Source organism: Luteimonas sp. MC1895 (assembly GCF_016457215.1).
Lineage (GTDB): Bacteria > Pseudomonadota > Gammaproteobacteria > Xanthomonadales > Xanthomonadaceae > Luteimonas.
Genome location: NZ_JAEMDY010000002.1, coordinates 472,988 through 490,625 on the forward strand (window position 1 = coordinate 472,988; position 17,638 = coordinate 490,625).

Below are 17,638 nucleotides of genomic sequence, written 5' to 3' on the forward strand. Positions count from 1 at the left end.
CAGAAGCACCTCGATGACCGAAGACCACGGCAGCACCCCCGAGACCGCCGCCAACACCGGCTACGATTCCAGCAAGATCACCGTCCTGCGCGGCCTCGAGGCCGTCCGCAAGCGTCCCGGCATGTACATCGGCGACGTGCATGACGGCACCGGCCTGCACCACATGGTGTTCGAGGTCGTGGACAACTCGATCGACGAGGCGCTGGCCGGCCACGCCGACGACATCTCGGTGATCATCCACGAGGACGGCTCGGTCTCGGTGTCGGACAACGGTCGCGGCATCCCGGTCGACATCCACAAGGAAGAGAACGTCTCGGCCGCCGAGGTCATCCTCACCGTGCTGCACGCCGGCGGAAAATTCGATGACAACAGCTACAAGGTCTCCGGCGGCCTGCACGGCGTCGGCGTGTCGGTGGTCAACGCGCTGAGCGAGCACCTGTGGCTCGACATCTGGCGCGACGGCGAACACCACCAGCAGGAATACGCGCTGGGCGAGCCGCTGTACCCGCTCAAGGCCGTGGGCCCGGCCGGCACGCGCCGCGGCACCACGCTGCGCTTCAAGCCCGCCACCGGGATCTTCAGCGACGTCGAGTTCCACTACGAGATCCTGGCGCGCCGCCTGCGCGAGCTGTCCTTCCTCAACTCCGGGGTCAAGATCACGCTGGCCGACGAGCGCGGCGAGGCGCGTCGCGACGTGTTCGAGTACGAGGGCGGCATCCGCTCCTTCGTCGAGCACCTGGCGCAGCTGAAGACGCCCCTGCACCCCAAGGTCATCGCGGTGTCGGGCGAGGAGAACGGGATCACCGTCGAGGTGGCGCTGCAGTGGACGGACTCCTACCAGGAGACCATGTTCTGCTTCACCAACAACATCCCGCAGAAGGACGGCGGTACCCACCTGCAGGGCTTCCGCGCGGCGCTCACGCGCACGCTCACCAACTACATCGAGCAGAACGGCGTTGCCAGGCAGGCCAAGGTCAGCCTGTCGGGCGACGACATGCGCGAAGGCATGATCGCGGTGCTGTCGGTGAAGGTGCCGGACCCGAGCTTCTCCTCGCAGACCAAGGAAAAGCTGGTCAGTTCGGACGTGCGCCCGGTGGTGGAGCACACCTTCGGCGCCAAGCTGCAGGAGTTCCTGCAGGAGAACCCGAGCGAGGCCAAGGCGATCGCCGGCAAGATCGTCGACGCCGCGCGCGCCCGCGAGGCCGCGCGCAAGGCCCGCGACCTCACGCGTCGCAAGGGCGCGCTGGACATCGCCGGCCTGCCCGGCAAGCTCGCCGACTGCCAGGAGAAGGATCCGGCGCTGTCGGAACTGTTCATCGTCGAGGGTGACTCGGCCGGCGGCTCGGCCAAGCAGGGCCGCAACCGCAAGAACCAGGCGGTGCTGCCGCTCAGGGGCAAGATCCTCAATGTCGAGCGCGCGCGCTTCGACCGCATGCTGGGCTCGGCCGAAGTCGGCACGCTGATCACCGCGCTGGGCACGGGCATCGGCAAGGACGAGTACAACCCGGACAAGCTGCGCTACCACCGCATCATCATCATGACCGACGCCGACGTCGACGGCGCCCATATCCGCACCCTGCTGCTGACCTTCTTCTACCGGCAGATGCCGGAGCTGATCGAGCGCGGCCACATCTATATCGGCCTGCCGCCGCTGTACAAGATCAAGCAGGGCAAGACCGAGCTGTACCTGAAGGACGACGCGGCGCTCGACGCCTACCTGGCCGGCAACGCGGTCGAGGGCGCCTCGCTGGTGCCCGCCAGCGGCGAGCCGCCGATCACCGGCGAGGGCCTGGAGCGGCTGCTGCTGGCGTACGCCGCGGCGCGCGACACCATCGCCCGCAACGCCTGGCGCTACGATCCGGAGCTGCTGGGCGCGCTGGTCGACTTCACGCCGCTGGATGCCGATGCGCTGACCCGCAACGTCGACGAGCGCCACGAGCTCGACCTGCTGGAAAAGCGCCTGAACGAATCCGGCCTGGGCAAGCCGCGCTATGCGCTGGAGTTCCAGCCGGCCACCGAGGGCGTGGGGCCGGCGCTGGTGGTCAAGCGCCGCCACATGGGCGTGGATGCGGTCCAGGTGCTGCCGTTCTCGGCTTTCGAGGGCGGCGAACTGCGTGCGCTGCGTGACGCCGCGGCGCTGCTGAGCGGCCTGGTGCGCGAAGGCGCCCAGATCATCCGCGGCAACCGTGCACAGGCCATCTCCAGCTTCTCCCAGGCCCAGGCCTGGCTGCTCGAGGAGGCCAAGAAGGGCCGCCAGATCCAGCGCTTCAAGGGCCTGGGCGAAATGAACCCCGAGCAGCTGTGGGACACCACGGTGAATCCGGAGACGCGCCGCCTGCTGCAGGTGACGATCGAGGACGCCGTGGGTGCCGACCAGATCTTCAGCACCCTCATGGGTGACGTGGTCGAGCCGCGACGGGCCTTCATCGAGGACAACGCGCTGCGGGTGTCGAATCTTGACGTCTGAACAGGGCGGTTGACGCCGCCTTCAGCTCGCGGGGCCTACAACGTCCAGAGCCCATCCAGGACGTCACGATGAAGACCCTCCCGATTGCCGCCGCCGTCGCCGCCACCCTGGCGGTCGCGGCCTGTGCCACCACCACCTCGTCCACCGGGCGCACCCAGTACGTCGGGGCGGTGTCCCAGGAGCAGCTCGACCAGATGGGGGCGCAGGCCTTCACCGAGCAGAAGACGCAGATGCGCCAGACCGGCGACGCGGGCCAGAAGCGCTACGTGAGCTGCGTGGTCAACGCGATCGTCGCCCAGCTGCCCGCCGACCAGCGGCGGATCGCCTGGGAAACCGCGGTGTTCGTCGACGACAACCCCAACGCCTTCGCGCTGCCGGGCGGCAAGGTCGGCGTCTACACCGGCATCCTCGGCGTGGCCCGCAACCAGGACCAGCTGGCGGCGGTCATCGCCCACGAGGTCGGCCACGTGGTCGAGAAGCACCACGACGAACGCATCACCCGCCAGATGGGCGCACAGGGCGCGCTGGGCGTGGTTGGCGCCCTGGTGGGCTCGCGCTACGGCGAGGGCGCCACCCAGACCACCAACCAGCTGGGCGGCGCGGCGCTGCAGACGGCGTTCCTGCTGCCGGGCTCGCGCGTGCAGGAGAGCGAGGCGGACGTGGTCGGACAGCGCCTGATGGCGGCCGCCGGCTTCGACCCCCGCGAGGCGGTCAACCTGTGGCAGAACATGATCGCCGCCAGCGGTGGCGCGCGTTCGCCGCAGTGGCTGTCGACCCATCCGGACCCCGCCGCGCGCATCGGCGAGCTCCAGTCCCGGGCCGCGGCGCTGGTCCCGACCTACGAGCAGGCCCGCGCCGGCGGCCGTCGCCCTGCCTGCGGCTGACGCGTTAGGCATGTGCCAATGGTGCGGTCGCGCCGGCGGTTCCCGTTCTGTTAGTTTTGGCACCCCCCGTGCACACGCGGCCCCCGTGCACCGCACCCGAGAGGTCCCCATGTCCGCTTCGAATCCCCAACGCCATTACCTGGTTGCCGCGATGGCCGCCGTGCTCGCCCTGGGCACCGCCGCCGATGCGTTCGCGCAGGCCCGCGGCGCCTCCGAGCGCCGTAGCTCCTCGCGCCAGCAGCAGGAAGCGTCCGCGCCGAAGGCCGACGTGGTGAACGAATATCCCGCGGCCACCCGCAAGGATCCCGGGCTGCGCGCGACCCCGCGCATCGGCCCGCAGATCAACAAACTGTCCGAAGCGCAGCAGGCTGGTGACCTGGCCGCGACCGAAGCCGCGGCCAAGGTGATCCTCGACAACGACAAGGCCAATGCCTACGAGCGCGCGATCAGCCTGCGCCTGCTGGCCGACCTCCTGATCAACGAGGACAACGCGCGCGCCGCCGACCTGCTCCAGCAGGCGATCCAGCTCGACGGCCTGGGCAACAACGAGCACTACGGCACCATGCTGGCGATCGCGCAGATCCAGCTGGTGGAGGACGACTACACCGGCGCGCTGGCCACCCTCGATCGCCTGGTCTCCGAGACCCGCACCGAGAAGGCGGACGTGCACGTGATGCGCGGCAACGCCCTGTACCGCCTGGAGCGCTTCGACGAGGCGATCGCCGCGCTCGAACCGGTCGTCAAGGGCAATCCGGACGCGCGTCCGGACTGGACCCAGCTGCTGATGGCCTCCTACGCCGACGCCGGCCGCCCCGGCGAAGCCACGGCCCTGGCCGAACAGGTCGCCGCGCAGGTGCCCGGCGACAAGCGCGCCCAGCTCAACCTCGCCAACATCTACCTCCAGGCCGACGACCACGCCAGGGCGATCGAGGTCTACGAGCGCCTGCGCCAGGCCGGCGAGCTCAGCGAGGATCGCGACTACAGCAACCTCTCGGCGCTCTACCTCAACACCGAGGGCGGCGAGGCCAAGGCCATCGCGGTCCTCAACGAGGGCCTCGACAAGGGCATCCTCAAGGGCGACTACCGGACCTATGCCTCGCTGGCCCAGGCCTACTACTTCACCGACCAGTACGACAAGGCGATCGAGTTCTACGGCAAGGCCGCGCCGCTGGACGATGACGGCAGCACCTGGCTCAACCTGGCCAAGGCACTGGCCAACGAGGGCCGCGGGGCCGACTCCAAGGCCGCGGCGCAGAAGGCCCTCGACAAGGGCCTGAGCAATCCCGAAGAGGCGCGCAAGCTGCTTGCGCGCTGATACGGCAGGTCAAAACATGTCCTTTCGTGCGGTGGTACTGCGCTGCACGATTGGGTTAAGCTTGGAAATTCCCGCGCAGAACACGGTCGCGGATCCAGACAACATTCGGGGCGCTCGCCGCCCGGCCAGACTCGAGTTCCCCGCATGACGCAGCACGCCACGACCCTTGACCGGAACAACGAACAGGACGAGGGCCTCAACTGGGCGCGTATCGCCGGTTTCACCATGGTGGTGGCCTTCCACGCCGCCGCCGTCCTGCTCCTGCTCGCCCCGGTCAATCCGCCCGGCGCCGCGCAGGAGGAGGAACAGGTCACCCGCGTGGTGATCATCGAACCGCCGCCGCCGCCCCCGCCGCCGCCGCCGCCGCCGCCAAAGCCGCCGGAGCCGCAGCCGATCCGCGAGCTGGTGCCGCCGCAGCCCTCGCCGCTGCCGCCGCCGCCGGAGGATCCGCCGGTGGTCTTCGACGAGCCGTCGCCGATCGACACCCCGGCCCCGCCGCCGGCCCCGCCTGCTCCCCCGGCCCCGGCCCCGAGCATCGGCGCCAGCGTGGATCCGTCGTCCAAGAGCATGAACCCGCCGAAGTACCCGCCGGCCGCCCTTCGCGCCGGCATCACCGGCCAGGTCGTCCTAGTGGTCGAGGTCGATGCTTCGGGTAACGTGACCAACGTGTCGGTCGAGAAGTCCAGCCGCAACCGTGACCTCGACCGCGCCGCGATCGATGCCGCCCGCCGCTGGCGCTTCAACCCGGAAGTGCGTGATGGCGTCCCCGTGGCCGGCCGCGTCCGCGTCCCGGTGGACTTCGTCCTCTGAAGCGTCCGCAACAGCGATCCGCTGCAAGCTTTGCCCCACCGCTCCGCCCGCTCCACCCTTTTCCAACATTCCAACATCTAGAAGGTAAGCGTCATGCTGCAGGAAACCACTAACGTCCCCGCCGCTGGAGGCAGCAACGCCGCAGCGCTCCAGCAGATGGGCTTCGCGGACATGATCCAACACATGGACGCGGTCGGCTGGGTGGTGCTCATCACCCTCCTGATCATGTCGGCCATGTCGATCTACTGGATCATCTTCAACGCCATCAAGCACGCCCGCCTGCGCGGGAGCTCCGACCGCGTGATCAACACGTTCTGGGAAACCCAGAACGCGCAGGACGCGATCCGTTCGATGGAAGAAGAGCGTCGCAGCGAGCCCTTCTCCAAGGTCGCGCTCGATGCCGCCCAGGCCGCCGCGCACCACCAGCGCCATGAAGGTTCGCGCCTGGTCGAGTCGCTCAACCGCTCCGAGTTCGTCGACCGCGCGCTGCGCCAGGGCGTGACCCGCGAGTCGCTGAAGCTCGAGGCCGGCCTGACCGTGCTCGCCACCGTCGGTGCGACCGCGCCGTTCGTCGGCCTGCTCGGCACCGTGTGGGGCATCTACCGCGCCCTGATCCGCATCGGCGCCAGCGGCCAGGCCGACATCGGCGCGGTTGCCGGTCCGGTCGGCGAGGCGCTGATCATGACCGCGATCGGCCTCGGCGTCGCGATCCCGGCGGTGCTCGGCTACAACTTCTTCGTCCGCCTGAACCGCGGCGTGAACAACAAGCTCGACACCTTCGCCCACGACCTGCACGACTTCTTCGCCACCGGCTCGCGCGTCGGCGAGCAGAAGCACTAAGCGCAGACGGACAGGCCCGAGGAGAACCGACATGGCTTACAGTTCAAGTGGTAGAGGCCATGACAAGGTCAACGCCACGATCAATATCGTGCCGCTGGTCGACGTGATGCTGGTGCTGCTGATCATCTTCATGGTCACGGCGCCGCTGATGGCCCACAAGGTCAAGGTCGAGCTCCCGCAGGCCAACCTGGACGAGCGGCCGGACTCGGCTCCGGCCGCGATGCCCATCACCATCGCGGTGACCGACAGCGGCGAGATCTTCCTCAACGATTCGCCGGTGACGCTCCAGCTTCTGGAGAGTTCGCTGGCGGTCGAAGCGCAGAAGACCCCGCAGCCGCCGGTCAACGTCCGCGCCGACAAGACCACGAAGTACGGGATGGTCAAGGAAGTCGTCCAGGTCGCGCAGCAGCAAGGCATGCGCAAGGTCGGCTTCGTCGCCACCCGCGAGAGCAACTGATCCGGAGTTTGCACCATGGCTTTTTCTTCCGATTCCGGTGACGGCCCGATGGCCGACATCAACATCATTCCGCTCTGCGACGTGATGCTGGTGCTGCTCATCATCTTCATGGTCACCGCCCCACAGCTGTCGTATCCGATCGACATCGACCTGCCGCAGCGCTCGACGAATCCACCGGTGAACCCGGTGGATCCTCCGGAGCCGATCCGCCTGCGCATCGATGCCGGCGGCCAGGTCTTCTGGAACGACAGCCCGGCGCCGATGTCGGCGCTGCGCAACATGATGGAAAGCGAGGTCCAGCGCGATCCGAACAACCAGCCCACGCTCGAGATCGACGTCAACGCCGATGCCGACTACGGGGTGCTGGCCAAGGTGCTGGCCGAAGCGAAGAACGCACAGATGATGAAGATCGGTTTCGTCAGGAACTGATCCGCAAGATCTTCCCGGCGTCGCCTGCAGCGCGCCGGGAGGAACAACACGCTTGCTTTCTTGCGCCGCCCCCAGGGGCGGCTTTTTTTTGTGCCCGTCGATCGGGGGAGCACGCCCCTGTAGGAGCGGCTACAGCCGCGATGGCGAAGGGCCTGTTTTTGCCACGGATTTACGCAGATCAAAGCGGATTGACACGGATAGAGCCGACGCAGGAGAGTTGGAAAGGGCGAGATCGGACGGGGCTGCAGTCGCCTGTCTGGATAAAGGGAAGAGCTTTTGCCACGGATTTACGCGGATTACGCGGATTACGCGGATCTGCTTCAGGCAAGGGCCAATGGGCGGCGCTGCAGCCAGTCTCTTTCGGATGCGTTTGGGGGGTTGGCCATCGCTTGGACATTCCCGAGGGGCGGGCCTCCGTGGTTCCGCATCCCCTGGGTTTCGGCGCGCCCTGTACCGCCACATCGCTCGTGTCGCGGAATGCGGCGTTTCCGTCACCCTCTGTATCCCGAGTGACCCCTGCTCTATCCGTGTCAATCCGCTTTGATCTGCGTAAATCCGTGGCAAAAAGGTCCTTCGCCATCGCGGCTGTAGCCGCTCCTACAGGGCGCGGAGAGGGCGGAGGGGGTGGAGGAGGGTGAGGTAGCGGCGGATGGTGGTGTCGAGACCTTCGTAGAGGGCTTCGCTGATCAGGGCGTGGCCGATGGAGACTTCTTCGACGCCGGGGACGGCGGCCACGAAGTCGCGCAGGTTGGCCTGGCTGAGGTCGTGGCCGGCGTTGACGCCCAGGCCGGCGGCACTGGCACGGCGCGCGGTGTCGGCGCAGGCGGCGAGGGCGTCGTCCGGGGTGCCGGCGGCGTGGGCCTCGGCGAAGGGGCCGGTATAGATCTCGATGCGGTCCGCGCCGGCTTCGGCCGCGGACTCGACGGCGCTGCCGGCGTCGGCGAACAGGCTCACGCGGCAGCCGAAGCCGCGCAGCTCGGTGATCAGCGGCGCCAGGCGTTCACGGTCGCGGGCGAAGTCGAAGCCGTGGTCCGAGGTGATCTGGCCGTCGTCATCCGGAACCAGGGTCGCCTGCGCCGGGCGCGCTTCGCGACAGAGGGCGATGAAGCCGGGATAGCCCGGGCGCGGAGCGGCGAACGGGTTGCCTTCGAGGTTGAGCTCGACGCCGCGTGCCGTCGCCAGGGCGGCGAGCGCCATGACGTCGTCGGCACGGGCATGGCGCGCGTCCGGGCGTGGATGCAGGGTGAGGCCGTGGGCGCCGGCATCCAGGCAGGTGCGCGCGGCGCGCAGCACGTCCGGTTCGGCGCCGCCGCGCGAGTTGCGCAGCACGGCGACCTTGTTGAGGTTGACGCTGAGGCGGGTCATGACGCGGGAGGATACGCCGCTCGGGCCGTTCGAGCCCGGCCCGTACGAAGGGCTGGAAGCAGACGGGAGTCCGGTGAACGCCGGATCGGGGCTGGATCGCAGCGCGCAACGCGGCTCAGCCCTGGGAGACGTCCACCGATTGCGGAGCGACATGGGCGCCCGCCCCGCCAGAACTCGCGGCCGCGCCTGCTGACGCTGCCGCTGTCGCGCCGATCGAAGATCCGGCAGCCGCGCGGCGGGCTTCCGCATCCTCGCGCAGGCGCTTCAGCTCCAGCGGGTCGAGCATCATGCTGTCGTCGCGCGACTGGTTGCCGACGCGCTGGGCCAGCAGGCCGAGGACCCAGGCCACGATGCCGGCGAGCGCCACGAGCAGGCAGAGGACGGCGAGCGCCATCGAGGATGCGTTGAGCGCCACCGCGAACGCGGCCACGGCCAGGAGGAGGAACAGCCAGGGCATGGACTTTCTCCGCGGGATCGATGGCGAAGTCTAGCCCGGCTAGGCTGGGCGGCGCGCGGCCGCCGGGCGCTTGGAGCTTGCCGCTGGTCGCAGTTTGGGGCGGCGGCGGCGATGGTTGGCGGTGTGTCGAGGCCGGGGCAGCGTGATCGGACTCAAGGGTCGGGTAGCCGCGGCTACAGGAGGGGGGAGAGGAGGCGGGCGAGGGCTTCGGGAAGGCGGGCGCGGAAGAGGGGGCGGTGGCGGCCGCGCTGGACGCGCGGGGCGCTGGCGAGTTCGCCCTCGAAGAGGGCCGCCATCTGCGCGGCGATGCCGGGATCGTCGAACAGCACCGAGACCTCGAAGTTCAGCCGGAAGCTGCGGTGGTCGAAGTTCGCGCTGCCCACCAGCACCAGTTCGTCGTCGACCAGCAGGCTCTTGCTGTGCAGCATGCGCGGGCCGTATTCGTAGATCTTCACCCCGGCGAGCAGCAGGGCGCCGAAGTAGGAGCGCGCGGCCAGCGTGACCAGCTTCGAGTCGCTCTCCCGCGGGACCAGCAGGCGGACGTCGAGGCCTGCGGCGGCGGCCGAGGTCAGCGCCATCATCGCCGCCTCGCCGGGCACGAAATACGGCGTGGTCATCCACACCCGCGCCTTGGCGGCGTGGATCGCCGAGACGTGCATGCGGTGGATCGCCTCCCAGGGCGAGTCCGGTCCGGAGACCAGCACCTGCGCACGCACCGGTCCGGGGGCGGCATCCGCCGGCGCATCGCGCGCGACGTTCGACAGGAACTGCCGGTCGCCGGTCGCGTAGGCCCAGTCCTCGCAGAACACCAGCTGCAGCCGCCGCACCACCTCGCCTTCCAGGCGCAGGTGCAGGTCGCGATAGGCAGCGTCGCCGAGGCGTTCGTCCTGCTCGTCTGTGATGTTCATGCCGCCGGTGTAGGCGATGCGGCCGTCGATCACCACGATCTTGCGGTGGGTGCGCAGGTTGGCCCAGGGCCGGCGCCAGAACTGCCCCAGGCGCATCGGGTGGAACCAGGCCAGCTCGCCGCCGGCGTCGAGCAGCGGCTGGAAGAATCGCCGCGCCGCGCCCGATCCGATCGCGTCCACCAGCAGCCTGACCTCGACCCCGGCCCGCGCGCGTTCGGCCAGCGCATCGCGCAGCGCGGTGCCGGTCCGGTCGGGCTCGTAGATGTAGTACTCGAGGTGGACATGGCGGGTGGCGCGGGCGATGTCGGCCAGCAGGGCCTCGTACTTGGCGGCGCCGTCGACCAGCAGGCGCACGTCGCGCGCGGTGGAAGGGGCGAGCCCGGTGCTGGCGGTGCCGAGGCGGGCGAGCTCGGCGGCGTCGACGTGCGCGCCCGCGTCGAAGGCGGGAGACGCGGCCATGGACTCGCGGCTGCGCGCGCGGCGCAGGCGCTGGCGCCGGATCCGCTGCGGTCCGAACACGTGGTAGATCAGGAAGCCGAGATAGGGCAGGAGGGCCAGGCCCAGCAGCCAGCTGAGCGTCGCCACCGGCTCGCGCTTCTGCAGCACGATCCAGCCGCCCAGCAGCAACAGGTAGGCCGCCCAGGCCGCGATCAGCCAGCTGCCCAAGTGGGGAATCGACAGCAGGCCCTGCCAGGCATCGCGCAACACGTCCAGACGCTTCCCCCGTCGCAGGGACTGAGACAACCGGCGCCTAGGCTAGCCGCATGCGCGACGATGGCAAAGCCAGGCTGGCCGCCCTGGGGCCCCTCAAGGGCCGCGGCGCGGCCTCGCGCGTGACCGGCCGCTTCGAACAGCGCTCGGCCAGCCGCGAGGACGATGGCTGGGGATCGGGCCACGACTTCAGCGACGCCAGCGGCGAAGCGCTCGACCCCGGCCCCGCCACGGTGGTCACCGTGGAGCGCGCGCGCAGCATCATCAGCCACAACCAGTCGCCCGACATCGGCTTCAGCCAGTCGATCAACCCCTACCGCGGCTGCGAACACGGCTGCGTCTACTGCTTTGCCCGGCCCAGCCACGCCTACCTCGACCTGTCGCCCGGCCTCGACTTCGAAACCCGGCTGTTCGCGAAGACCAATGCGGTCGAGCTGCTGCGCGCCGAGCTCGCGCGCCCGCGCCACGCCTGCTCGCCGATCGCCCTGGGCGTGAACACCGATGCCTACCAGCCGCTGGAACGCCGCGAGCGCATCACCCGCGGCCTGCTCGAGGTGCTGGCCGAGACCCGGCATCCGGTGCACCTGATCACCAAGAACGCGCTGGTGCTGCGCGACCTCGACCTGCTGGTGCCGATGGCCGCGCAGGGCCTGGTGCAGGTCTCGCTCTCGGTCACCACGCTCGACAACCGCCTGGCCGCGCGCATGGAGCCGCGGGCCTCGGCGCCCCATGCGCGGTTGAAGGCGATCGCCGGGCTGCACGAAGCCGGCGTGCCGGTCAGCGTGATGGTGGCCCCGGTCATCCCGGCGATCACCGATGGCGAGCTCGAGGCGATCCTCACCGCCGCGCGCGATGCGGGTGCGCGCGACGCGTCATACGTGCTGCTGCGCCTGCCGCACGAGCTGAAGGAGGTGTGGCGTGAATGGCTCGCGCAGCACTATCCGGACCGCGCCGCGCACGTGATGAGCCTGGTCTCGCAGATGCGCGGTGGCCGCGACTACGACAGCGGGTTCGGCACGCGCATGCGTGGCGAAGGACCCTTCGCCCAGCTGCTGGCGGCACGCTTCCGCAAGGCCTGGCGACAGCTGGGATTCACCCGCCTGCCGTCGCTCGACTGCAGCCGGTTCGTACCGCCCGCGAAGCCCGTGCGCGAACCTGTACCGTCGCCCCAGGGAAGCCTGTTCTAGGCCCTGGGCCGCGCTGCTTACACGCACCGGCGACGTCCCCCTGGTGTACGGTGCGCCGATGAAAGAGCAACTGGGCCACGCCGCGGAGACAGCCGGGCAGAGCGGTCCGGCCGGCGCGGCGGCGACGGCCCCGGACGACCTCGGCCAGCGTTTGCGTGACTGCGAGGCCGAGCTTGCCGATGTCCTCAAGGACCATGCCCTGGTTTCGCACGGTATCGCGCATGACCTGCGCGCGCCGCTGCGCGCGATCGAGGGCTTCGCGGCCATGCTGGAAGCGGGTTCGGGCGAACGCCTGGACGACACCGGGCGCGGACAGCTCGCGCGCATCCGCGCCGCCGCCGCGCGCATGGCCGCGCTGATCGATTCGCTGCAGGCGCTGTCGCGTGCATCGCACGATCCACTGGAGATCACCGACGTCGACGCCAGCCTGCTGGTGGACTGGGCGCTGGTCGAACTCTGCGATGCCGAGCCCGGCCGTGCGGTCGAAGCCACGGTCCAGCCGGACATGCGGGTGCGCGCGGACGAACGCCAGTTGAAGCAGGTCTTCGACCAGCTGCTGCACAACGCCTGGAAGTTTTCCGCCGCACGCGAGTCGGTGCGCATCACGGTCGACGCCGAGCGCGTCGGCGAGCGCGTGCGCATCCGCGTGCGCGACCAGGGCAGCGGCTTCGAAGCCCGGCACAGCGAACGCGTGTTCGAACCGTTCCAGCGCCTGCACGGGGCCGACGATGGCGGCGGTCATGGCCTCGGGCTGGCGATCGCGCGCCGCATCGTCGCGCGGATGCACGGCAGCATCGGCGCACAGAGCGTGCCGGGCGAAGGCAGCATGTTCCACGTCGAACTGCCGGCGGTCGGTGAGCGGGAGCCGTCATGAGCAACCGCCCGATCCTGCTGGTGGAGGACAATCCGGACGACGTCGAGCTGACGCGGATCGCCTTCGCGCAGGCGCAGATCGCGAACCCGCTGCATGTCGTCGACAACGGCGTCGAGGCCCTGGACTACCTGTTCGGGCGCGGGCAGTGGGCGGGCCAGGTCCGCCACGACGCGCCTGCGCTGGTGCTGCTCGACCTCAACATGCCGCGCATGGACGGACGCGAGGTGCTGCAGGCGATCCGTGCCGACAGCGATACGCGCAGCCTGCCGGTGGTGGTCATGACCACCAGCACCGAGCCCTTCGACGTCGAGGCCTGCTACTCGCTGGGCGCCAACAGCTATATCCGCAAGCCGGTGGACTTCGACCAGTTCATGGGCGCGGTGAAGCAGGTCGGGCTGTACTGGCTGATGCTCAACCACCCGCGGGATTCGTAGAGCTCGGCCGGGCCGGATCTAGGACGCGGGGAAGAGCGCCTCGGCGCGCTGGAACAGGATCCAGCTGGTGGCGATGAACTTGTCGCCGCCCCGCGGGCGGTTGCCGCGGTGGGTGTGGGTGAAGGCGGTGGGCGCGATCAGCAGGTCGCCGGTGCGCGGTGCAACCTTGCGGCCCTGGAACAGGAACTCGGTCTCGCCGGCCTCGAAGCCGTCATTGAGGTAAAGCGTCCACAGCAGGTGGCGATGCAGGGTCTCGGCCGGCGCGTCGCGGGGATACAGCTCGCAGTGCCAATAGGGATAGCCGCCCTCGCCGTCGGCATACCACTGCAGGTTGACCGTTCCCGGGCGCAGGCAGGCCATGGCCAACTGGCCCAGCGCGCGGTCGTCCATCGCCGTGATGTCGTCCGCCTCCAGGCGTCGCAGCGCGCCGTCCGGACCTGGCTGCTGCAGCATCAGCGGCGCGATGAGCGCTTGCGGATACCGGCGCAGATAGGCCAGCAGCCCCGAGTAGACCGCGACATTGAGCGCCTGCTCGACATCGGCCCAGTCGGCACGCCCGGCCAGGCCGATGTCGCGACTCTTCTTCAGCTCGGGAAACACCCCGCTGCCCACCCGCCCCGGCTGCAGCGCATCGCTCCCCCGCATGCGCTCGACGATCGCCGCGCACGTCGCCGCGTCGAGCGCGCCGGGCGTCACTTCGATGAAGTCAGCGCTGTCGTGCATTTCGGGCTCCGGGTGGGGGGAAGAGCATTTTTTTGCCACGGATGGACGCGGATAAGAGCGGATTTACACGGATCAAGCGGATGGCGCGATGAAGCAGATTGCGCGGAAAAGAACAGTTGGCGGAGAAACAGTTGGCGGAGAAAACTGGGCGGGCGATTGCTGAAGCGCTTCGTCCGGGCTTCGCCATGGCCGACGGTCAGACCACGCGCAAGACAGACAGAAGCTCTCTTCTACTCCTGCTCTATCCGCGCAAATCCGCGTCATCCGCGTGATCCGTGGCAAAGCTCTGCTCCAACCGCCAGGACCGGAGCGAATCAGCCCCCGTCGTGGTCGCGGTGGTAGCGGGTGGCGGCTTCGACTTCGGACTTCGAACCGAGGAAGACCGGCACGCGCTGGTGCAGCTGCGTGGGGGCGATCTCCATGATGCGGTCGCGGCCGTTGGTGGCGGCGCCGCCGGCCTGTTCGACCAGGAAGGACATCGGGTTGGCCTCGTACATCAGGCGCAGCTTGCCGGCCTTGCCGGGGTCCTTGCGGTCCCAGGGATAGATGAAGATGCCGCCGCGGGTCAGGATGCGATGCACGTCGGCGACCATCGAGGCCACCCAGCGCATGTTGAAGTCCTTGCCGCGCGGCCCTTCCTTGCCGGCCAGCAGGTCGCGCACGTAGTCCTGCATCGGCCCCTCCCAGTGGCGCTGGTTGGACATGTTGATCGCGAACTCCTTCGTCTCCTCGGGGATGCGGATCGCCTCGCGCGTCAGCATGAAGGTGCCCGACTCGCGATCGAGGGTGAAGGCGTGGGTGCCGTGGCCGAAGGTCAGCACCAGCGTGGTCTGCGGGCCGTAGACGCAGTAGCCGGCGGCGACCTGATCGGTGCCCGGCTGCAGGAAGTCCTCGTCGCAGGCCGCGGCCGTGCCCTCGGGGCAGCACAGCACCGAGAAGATGGTTCCGACCGACACGTTGACGTCGATGTTGCTGGAGCCGTCGAGGGGATCGAAGAGCAGCAGGTAGTTGCCGCGCGGATACGCGTCGGGGATCGGGAAGCAGTGGTCCATCTCTTCCGAGGCGCAGGCGGCGAGATGCCCGCCCCAGGCGTTGGCCTCGAGCAGGATCTCGTTGGACAGCACGTCGAGCTTCTTCTGCGCCTCGCCCTGGATGTTGCCGGTGCCGGCGTCACCCAGCACGCCGCCCAGCGCGCCCTTGCCGACCGCGATCGAGATGCTGGTGCAGGCGCGGGCGACCACCGCGATCAGCTGGCGCAGGTCGGCATTGATGCGGCCGGCGCGCTGCTCCTCGATCAGGTGGCGGGTGAGGGAGACATGGCTGGACATCGCGGACCTGCGCAGTGGCGGACGGGGCCGCCATTGTCGCCCAAGGGCCCGGCGGCTGCAGGGGCGTTGGCCCGCGCCCCGCGGGCGAGGCATCCCCTGTAGGAACGGCTACAGCCGCGATCGGGTCTGGCGATGGATCGACGACGAGGCGATCGCGGCTGTAGCCGCTCCTGCAGGGGGAGGACGGGGGTGGGGGTGGGCCGTCAGCGGCGGTCGAGCTGCCACTCCAGGCCCAGCAGCCAGGTGCGGCCGGCGCCGGGTTCGTAGAAGCGGCCGTTGCCTTCGTTGACGATCACCGAGCCGATGTGGTCCCGGTCGAGGACGTTGTCGACGCGCGCAAACACGCGCAGCGGACCGGCCGAGGTGTTCCAGCGGCGCGAGGCCTCCATGTGCAGCAGCCCGTAACCGGACGCGGCCTCGGTGCCGGCGTCGTTCACCACCACGTCGCCGATGGCCTCGGCTTCGAGCGCGGCGGTCCAGGGGCCGCCGGCGTTCCACTGCAGGCGGGCGAAGCCCTGGCGCTCCGGCACGCCCGGGATGCGCGCACCGGGCACGATCGCGCCGGCGTCCACCCCACCGCCGCGGAACTCGGCCTCGAGCCGGGTTGCCGCCAGCTGCAGGTCCCAGGCATCGCCCAGAGGCTGCAGCCACGACAGCTCCACGCCCTGGCGGCGGGCGCCGCCGGCGTTGCGGTAGCTGCTGCGGCCGGCCACGTTGGTCGCCACCGCGATCTCGTCATCGGTGTCGGCGCGGAACAGCGCCGCCTCGAGCTGGCCGCCGGTGGCCGTGCGCCACTTCAGGCCGAGCTCGTAGTTGTCGCTCACCGCCGGACGCAGCCCGAAGGCCAGGCCGGCGCCGCCGTCGGCGCGGTAGGAGAGTTCGTTGAAGGTCGGCGTCTCGAAACCACGGCCCGCGGAGGCGTAGATCCGCAGGTGCTCGGAGGGCGCAAAGGTGATGCCGGCCACCGGCGAGGTTTCCGAGTAGTCGACCCGGCCGCTGTCGTCGGGGTTGCCGGCGGTGACGTAACCGTCGCGCGAGGTGAACTCCACCTCGCTGCGGCGCGCGCCGAGCAGCAGCGACCAGCGCGGTGCGAACCGCCACCAGGCCTGCGCGTACAGGTCCTCGGTCTCGACCTCGTTGCGCTCGTCGCGGCGCAGCGCACCGCGCACGCCCAGCGCGTCGCCGACGAAGTTCTCGAAGCCGCGGCGGCGCTGGCGCTGGCGCTCGCCGGCGATGCCCGCGGCGACCTCGAGCGGGCGGTCGGCGAGGCTGCCGCTCCACGACCAGCGCGCGTCGTAGCCGGCGTAGCGGTTGTCGAGGTCGATCACGCCGCCGGAATGCAGCGGATTGCGCTGCGGCGCCGGCGGGATCGGCAGCACCTGGGTGACCTCGCGGTCGCCGCCCCAGGCCGACAGCCGCAGCGCCTGCGCCTGGCCGAAGCCCTGCTCGAACACTGCGCCGGCCTGCGACTGGCGCACGCTCTTGCGGGTGTCGTAGAGGTACGCGTTGGCGACCGCCTGGCGCGGGTTCTCGCGCACCTGCTGCGCGGTCAGGCCCAGGGGATCGCGGGCTTCGGGGATGTCGACGTGGTTGAGCACCAGGTCCAGCGAGCGGCGATCGCCCAGGTCGAAGCCGAGCTTGAGGTTGGCCACGTCGCGGCGTGCCGCCGAATGGTCGCGCCAGCCATCGGTGTCCAGCCGCGAGAGCGAAAGGTTGTAGCCGACCACGTCGTTGCCGCCGAGCAGGCGCGCCGCACCGGTCCAGGTGCCGTCGCTGCCGACGGTCGCGCGCAGCCGCCAGGGATCGCCGGCCTGGCCGTCGGCGCTGTGGATCGAGACCACGCCGCCCGACGAATTGCCGTGCAGCGCCGAGAACGGACCGCGCAGCACCTCGATGCGCTCGGCGCCGGCCAGGCTGAAGTGCGAGAGCTGGCCCTGGCCGTCGGGCATCGAGGCCGGGATGCCGTCGGCGTACAGGCGCAGGCCGCGCACCCCGAAGGTCGCGCGCGCGCCGAAGCCGCGGATCGAGAGCTGGGTGTCCTGGGCCAGGTTCTGGCGGTCGCGCGCCAGCAGGCCGGGGACGCCGCGCAGGACTTCGGAGACATCGCCATCGGCGCCCGCGCGTTCGCCGTCCAGGTCGATGGTGGCGGTGGAGGCGGGGGTGTCGAAGGCCGGGACGGTGCGCAGGCGGGTGGCTTCGACCACGACGGCGTCGAGGGAGGTGGGGGTGGAGTCCGGCGTGGACCCGGAGGCATCGGGCGCGCTCGCGGGGGAGGAGGCCGTGGCACGAGGACTGACGATGTCCTGGGCCTGCGCCGGGGCGGAGGCGAGGGCGGTGGCGATGGCGAAGGAGAGGGTGGCCAGCGCGATGGCCGGCAGGCGGTGCAGGGGGGAGGCAGTCATGTCGACATTGTCGCCCGTGGGCTGCGCCCGGGGACGTGAGCGCGGGT

Annotated in this window: 15 protein-coding genes and 1 pseudogene; 10 read left to right on the forward strand and 6 right to left on the reverse strand. The window is 70.0% G+C overall.

Translation table 11 applies throughout. The features are described 5' to 3' along the window. The first annotated feature begins 13 nt into the window (after positions 1–13). The 7 genes from gyrB (at position 14) to JG616_RS07805 (ending at position 7,202) form a co-directional block, all read left to right on the forward strand. The gene (gene gyrB / locus JG616_RS07775) at positions 14–2,467 is read left to right on the forward strand and encodes a DNA topoisomerase (ATP-hydrolyzing) subunit B (RefSeq protein WP_199362618.1); all 2,454 of its coding nucleotides are present in this window, start codon (positions 14–16) and stop codon (positions 2,465–2,467) included. A gap of 68 nt (positions 2,468–2,535) precedes the next feature. Further along, positions 2,536–3,351, forward strand: coding sequence for a M48 family metallopeptidase (locus JG616_RS07780; RefSeq protein ID WP_199362619.1), 816 nt, complete (start codon positions 2,536–2,538; stop codon positions 3,349–3,351). Between the two features lie 109 nt (positions 3,352–3,460). Continuing rightward, positions 3,461–4,666 carry a tetratricopeptide repeat protein gene (locus JG616_RS07785; protein WP_199392208.1) on the forward strand — a complete coding sequence of 402 codons (1,206 nt, stop codon included), beginning with the start codon at positions 3,461–3,463 and terminating at the stop codon, positions 4,664–4,666. Positions 4,667–4,810: 144 nt separating this feature from the next. After that, the gene (locus tag JG616_RS07790; RefSeq protein WP_199362621.1) at positions 4,811–5,476 is read left to right on the forward strand and encodes an energy transducer TonB; all 666 of its coding nucleotides are present in this window, start codon (positions 4,811–4,813) and stop codon (positions 5,474–5,476) included. A 93-nt stretch (positions 5,477–5,569) separates the two neighbouring features. Further along, complete coding sequence (locus JG616_RS07795; RefSeq protein ID WP_199362622.1) at positions 5,570–6,316, forward strand: MotA/TolQ/ExbB proton channel family protein; 747 nt, start codon at positions 5,570–5,572, stop codon at positions 6,314–6,316. Positions 6,317–6,347: 31 nt separating this feature from the next. Beyond that, on the forward strand, positions 6,348–6,773 hold the full coding sequence (locus JG616_RS07800; protein ID WP_199362623.1) for a biopolymer transporter ExbD: 426 nt from the start codon (positions 6,348–6,350) through the stop codon (positions 6,771–6,773). Positions 6,774–6,788: 15 nt separating this feature from the next. After that, positions 6,789–7,202: a biopolymer transporter ExbD gene (locus JG616_RS07805; RefSeq protein ID WP_199362624.1), complete on the forward strand. Its 414-nt coding sequence runs from the start codon at positions 6,789–6,791 to the stop codon at positions 7,200–7,202. 597 nt (positions 7,203–7,799) lie between these two features. Here JG616_RS07805 and JG616_RS07810 read toward each other — a convergent pair. The 3 genes and pseudogenes from JG616_RS07810 to cls form a co-directional block, all read right to left on the reverse strand. Next, positions 7,800–8,567: a pyridoxine 5'-phosphate synthase gene (locus tag JG616_RS07810; RefSeq protein ID WP_199392209.1), complete on the reverse strand. Its 768-nt coding sequence runs from the start codon at positions 8,565–8,567 to the stop codon at positions 7,800–7,802. Positions 8,568–8,790: 223 nt separating this feature from the next. After that, positions 8,791–9,024: pseudogene (locus JG616_RS07815) on the reverse strand (hypothetical protein); the annotation flags it as partial. Positions 9,025–9,197: 173 nt separating this feature from the next. Then, positions 9,198–10,646 (reverse strand): cardiolipin synthase, encoded by a 1,449-nt coding sequence (cls, locus tag JG616_RS07820; RefSeq protein WP_235973058.1) that lies wholly within the window; start codon positions 10,644–10,646, stop codon positions 9,198–9,200. A 50-nt stretch (positions 10,647–10,696) separates the two neighbouring features. Between cls and JG616_RS07825 the strand changes: the two genes are divergently transcribed. From JG616_RS07825 to JG616_RS07835, 3 genes are read left to right on the forward strand one after another with little or no spacing between them, the layout of a single operon-like run. After that, positions 10,697–11,830: a PA0069 family radical SAM protein gene (locus JG616_RS07825; protein WP_199392210.1), complete on the forward strand. Its 1,134-nt coding sequence runs from the start codon at positions 10,697–10,699 to the stop codon at positions 11,828–11,830. Between the two features lie 58 nt (positions 11,831–11,888). Next, complete coding sequence (locus tag JG616_RS07830; protein ID WP_199362627.1) at positions 11,889–12,704, forward strand: ATP-binding protein; 816 nt, start codon at positions 11,889–11,891, stop codon at positions 12,702–12,704. Then, entirely contained in the window at positions 12,701–13,138 is a 438-nt protein-coding gene (locus tag JG616_RS07835; RefSeq protein ID WP_199362628.1) for a response regulator, read from the forward strand. The genes JG616_RS07830 and JG616_RS07835 overlap by 4 nt, the downstream gene beginning before the upstream one ends. Before the next feature lie 18 nt (positions 13,139–13,156). Here the strand turns inward: JG616_RS07835 and JG616_RS07840 are convergent, their stop codons facing one another. The 3 genes from JG616_RS07840 to JG616_RS07850 all read right to left on the reverse strand — a co-directional run bounded on the left by JG616_RS07840 (position 13,157) and on the right by JG616_RS07850 (position 17,591). Then, positions 13,157–13,861, reverse strand: a complete 705-nt coding sequence (locus JG616_RS07840; RefSeq protein ID WP_199392211.1) for a 2OG-Fe(II) oxygenase — start codon at positions 13,859–13,861, stop codon at positions 13,157–13,159. 314 nt (positions 13,862–14,175) lie between these two features. Then, a complete protein-coding gene (locus JG616_RS07845; RefSeq protein ID WP_199392212.1) occupies positions 14,176–15,189 on the reverse strand; it encodes a class 1 fructose-bisphosphatase in 1,014 nt (337 codons plus the stop codon). Between the two features lie 203 nt (positions 15,190–15,392). Then, positions 15,393–17,591, reverse strand: coding sequence for a TonB-dependent receptor (locus JG616_RS07850; RefSeq protein ID WP_199392213.1), 2,199 nt, complete (start codon positions 17,589–17,591; stop codon positions 15,393–15,395). Positions 17,592–17,638 lie beyond the last annotated feature (47 nt).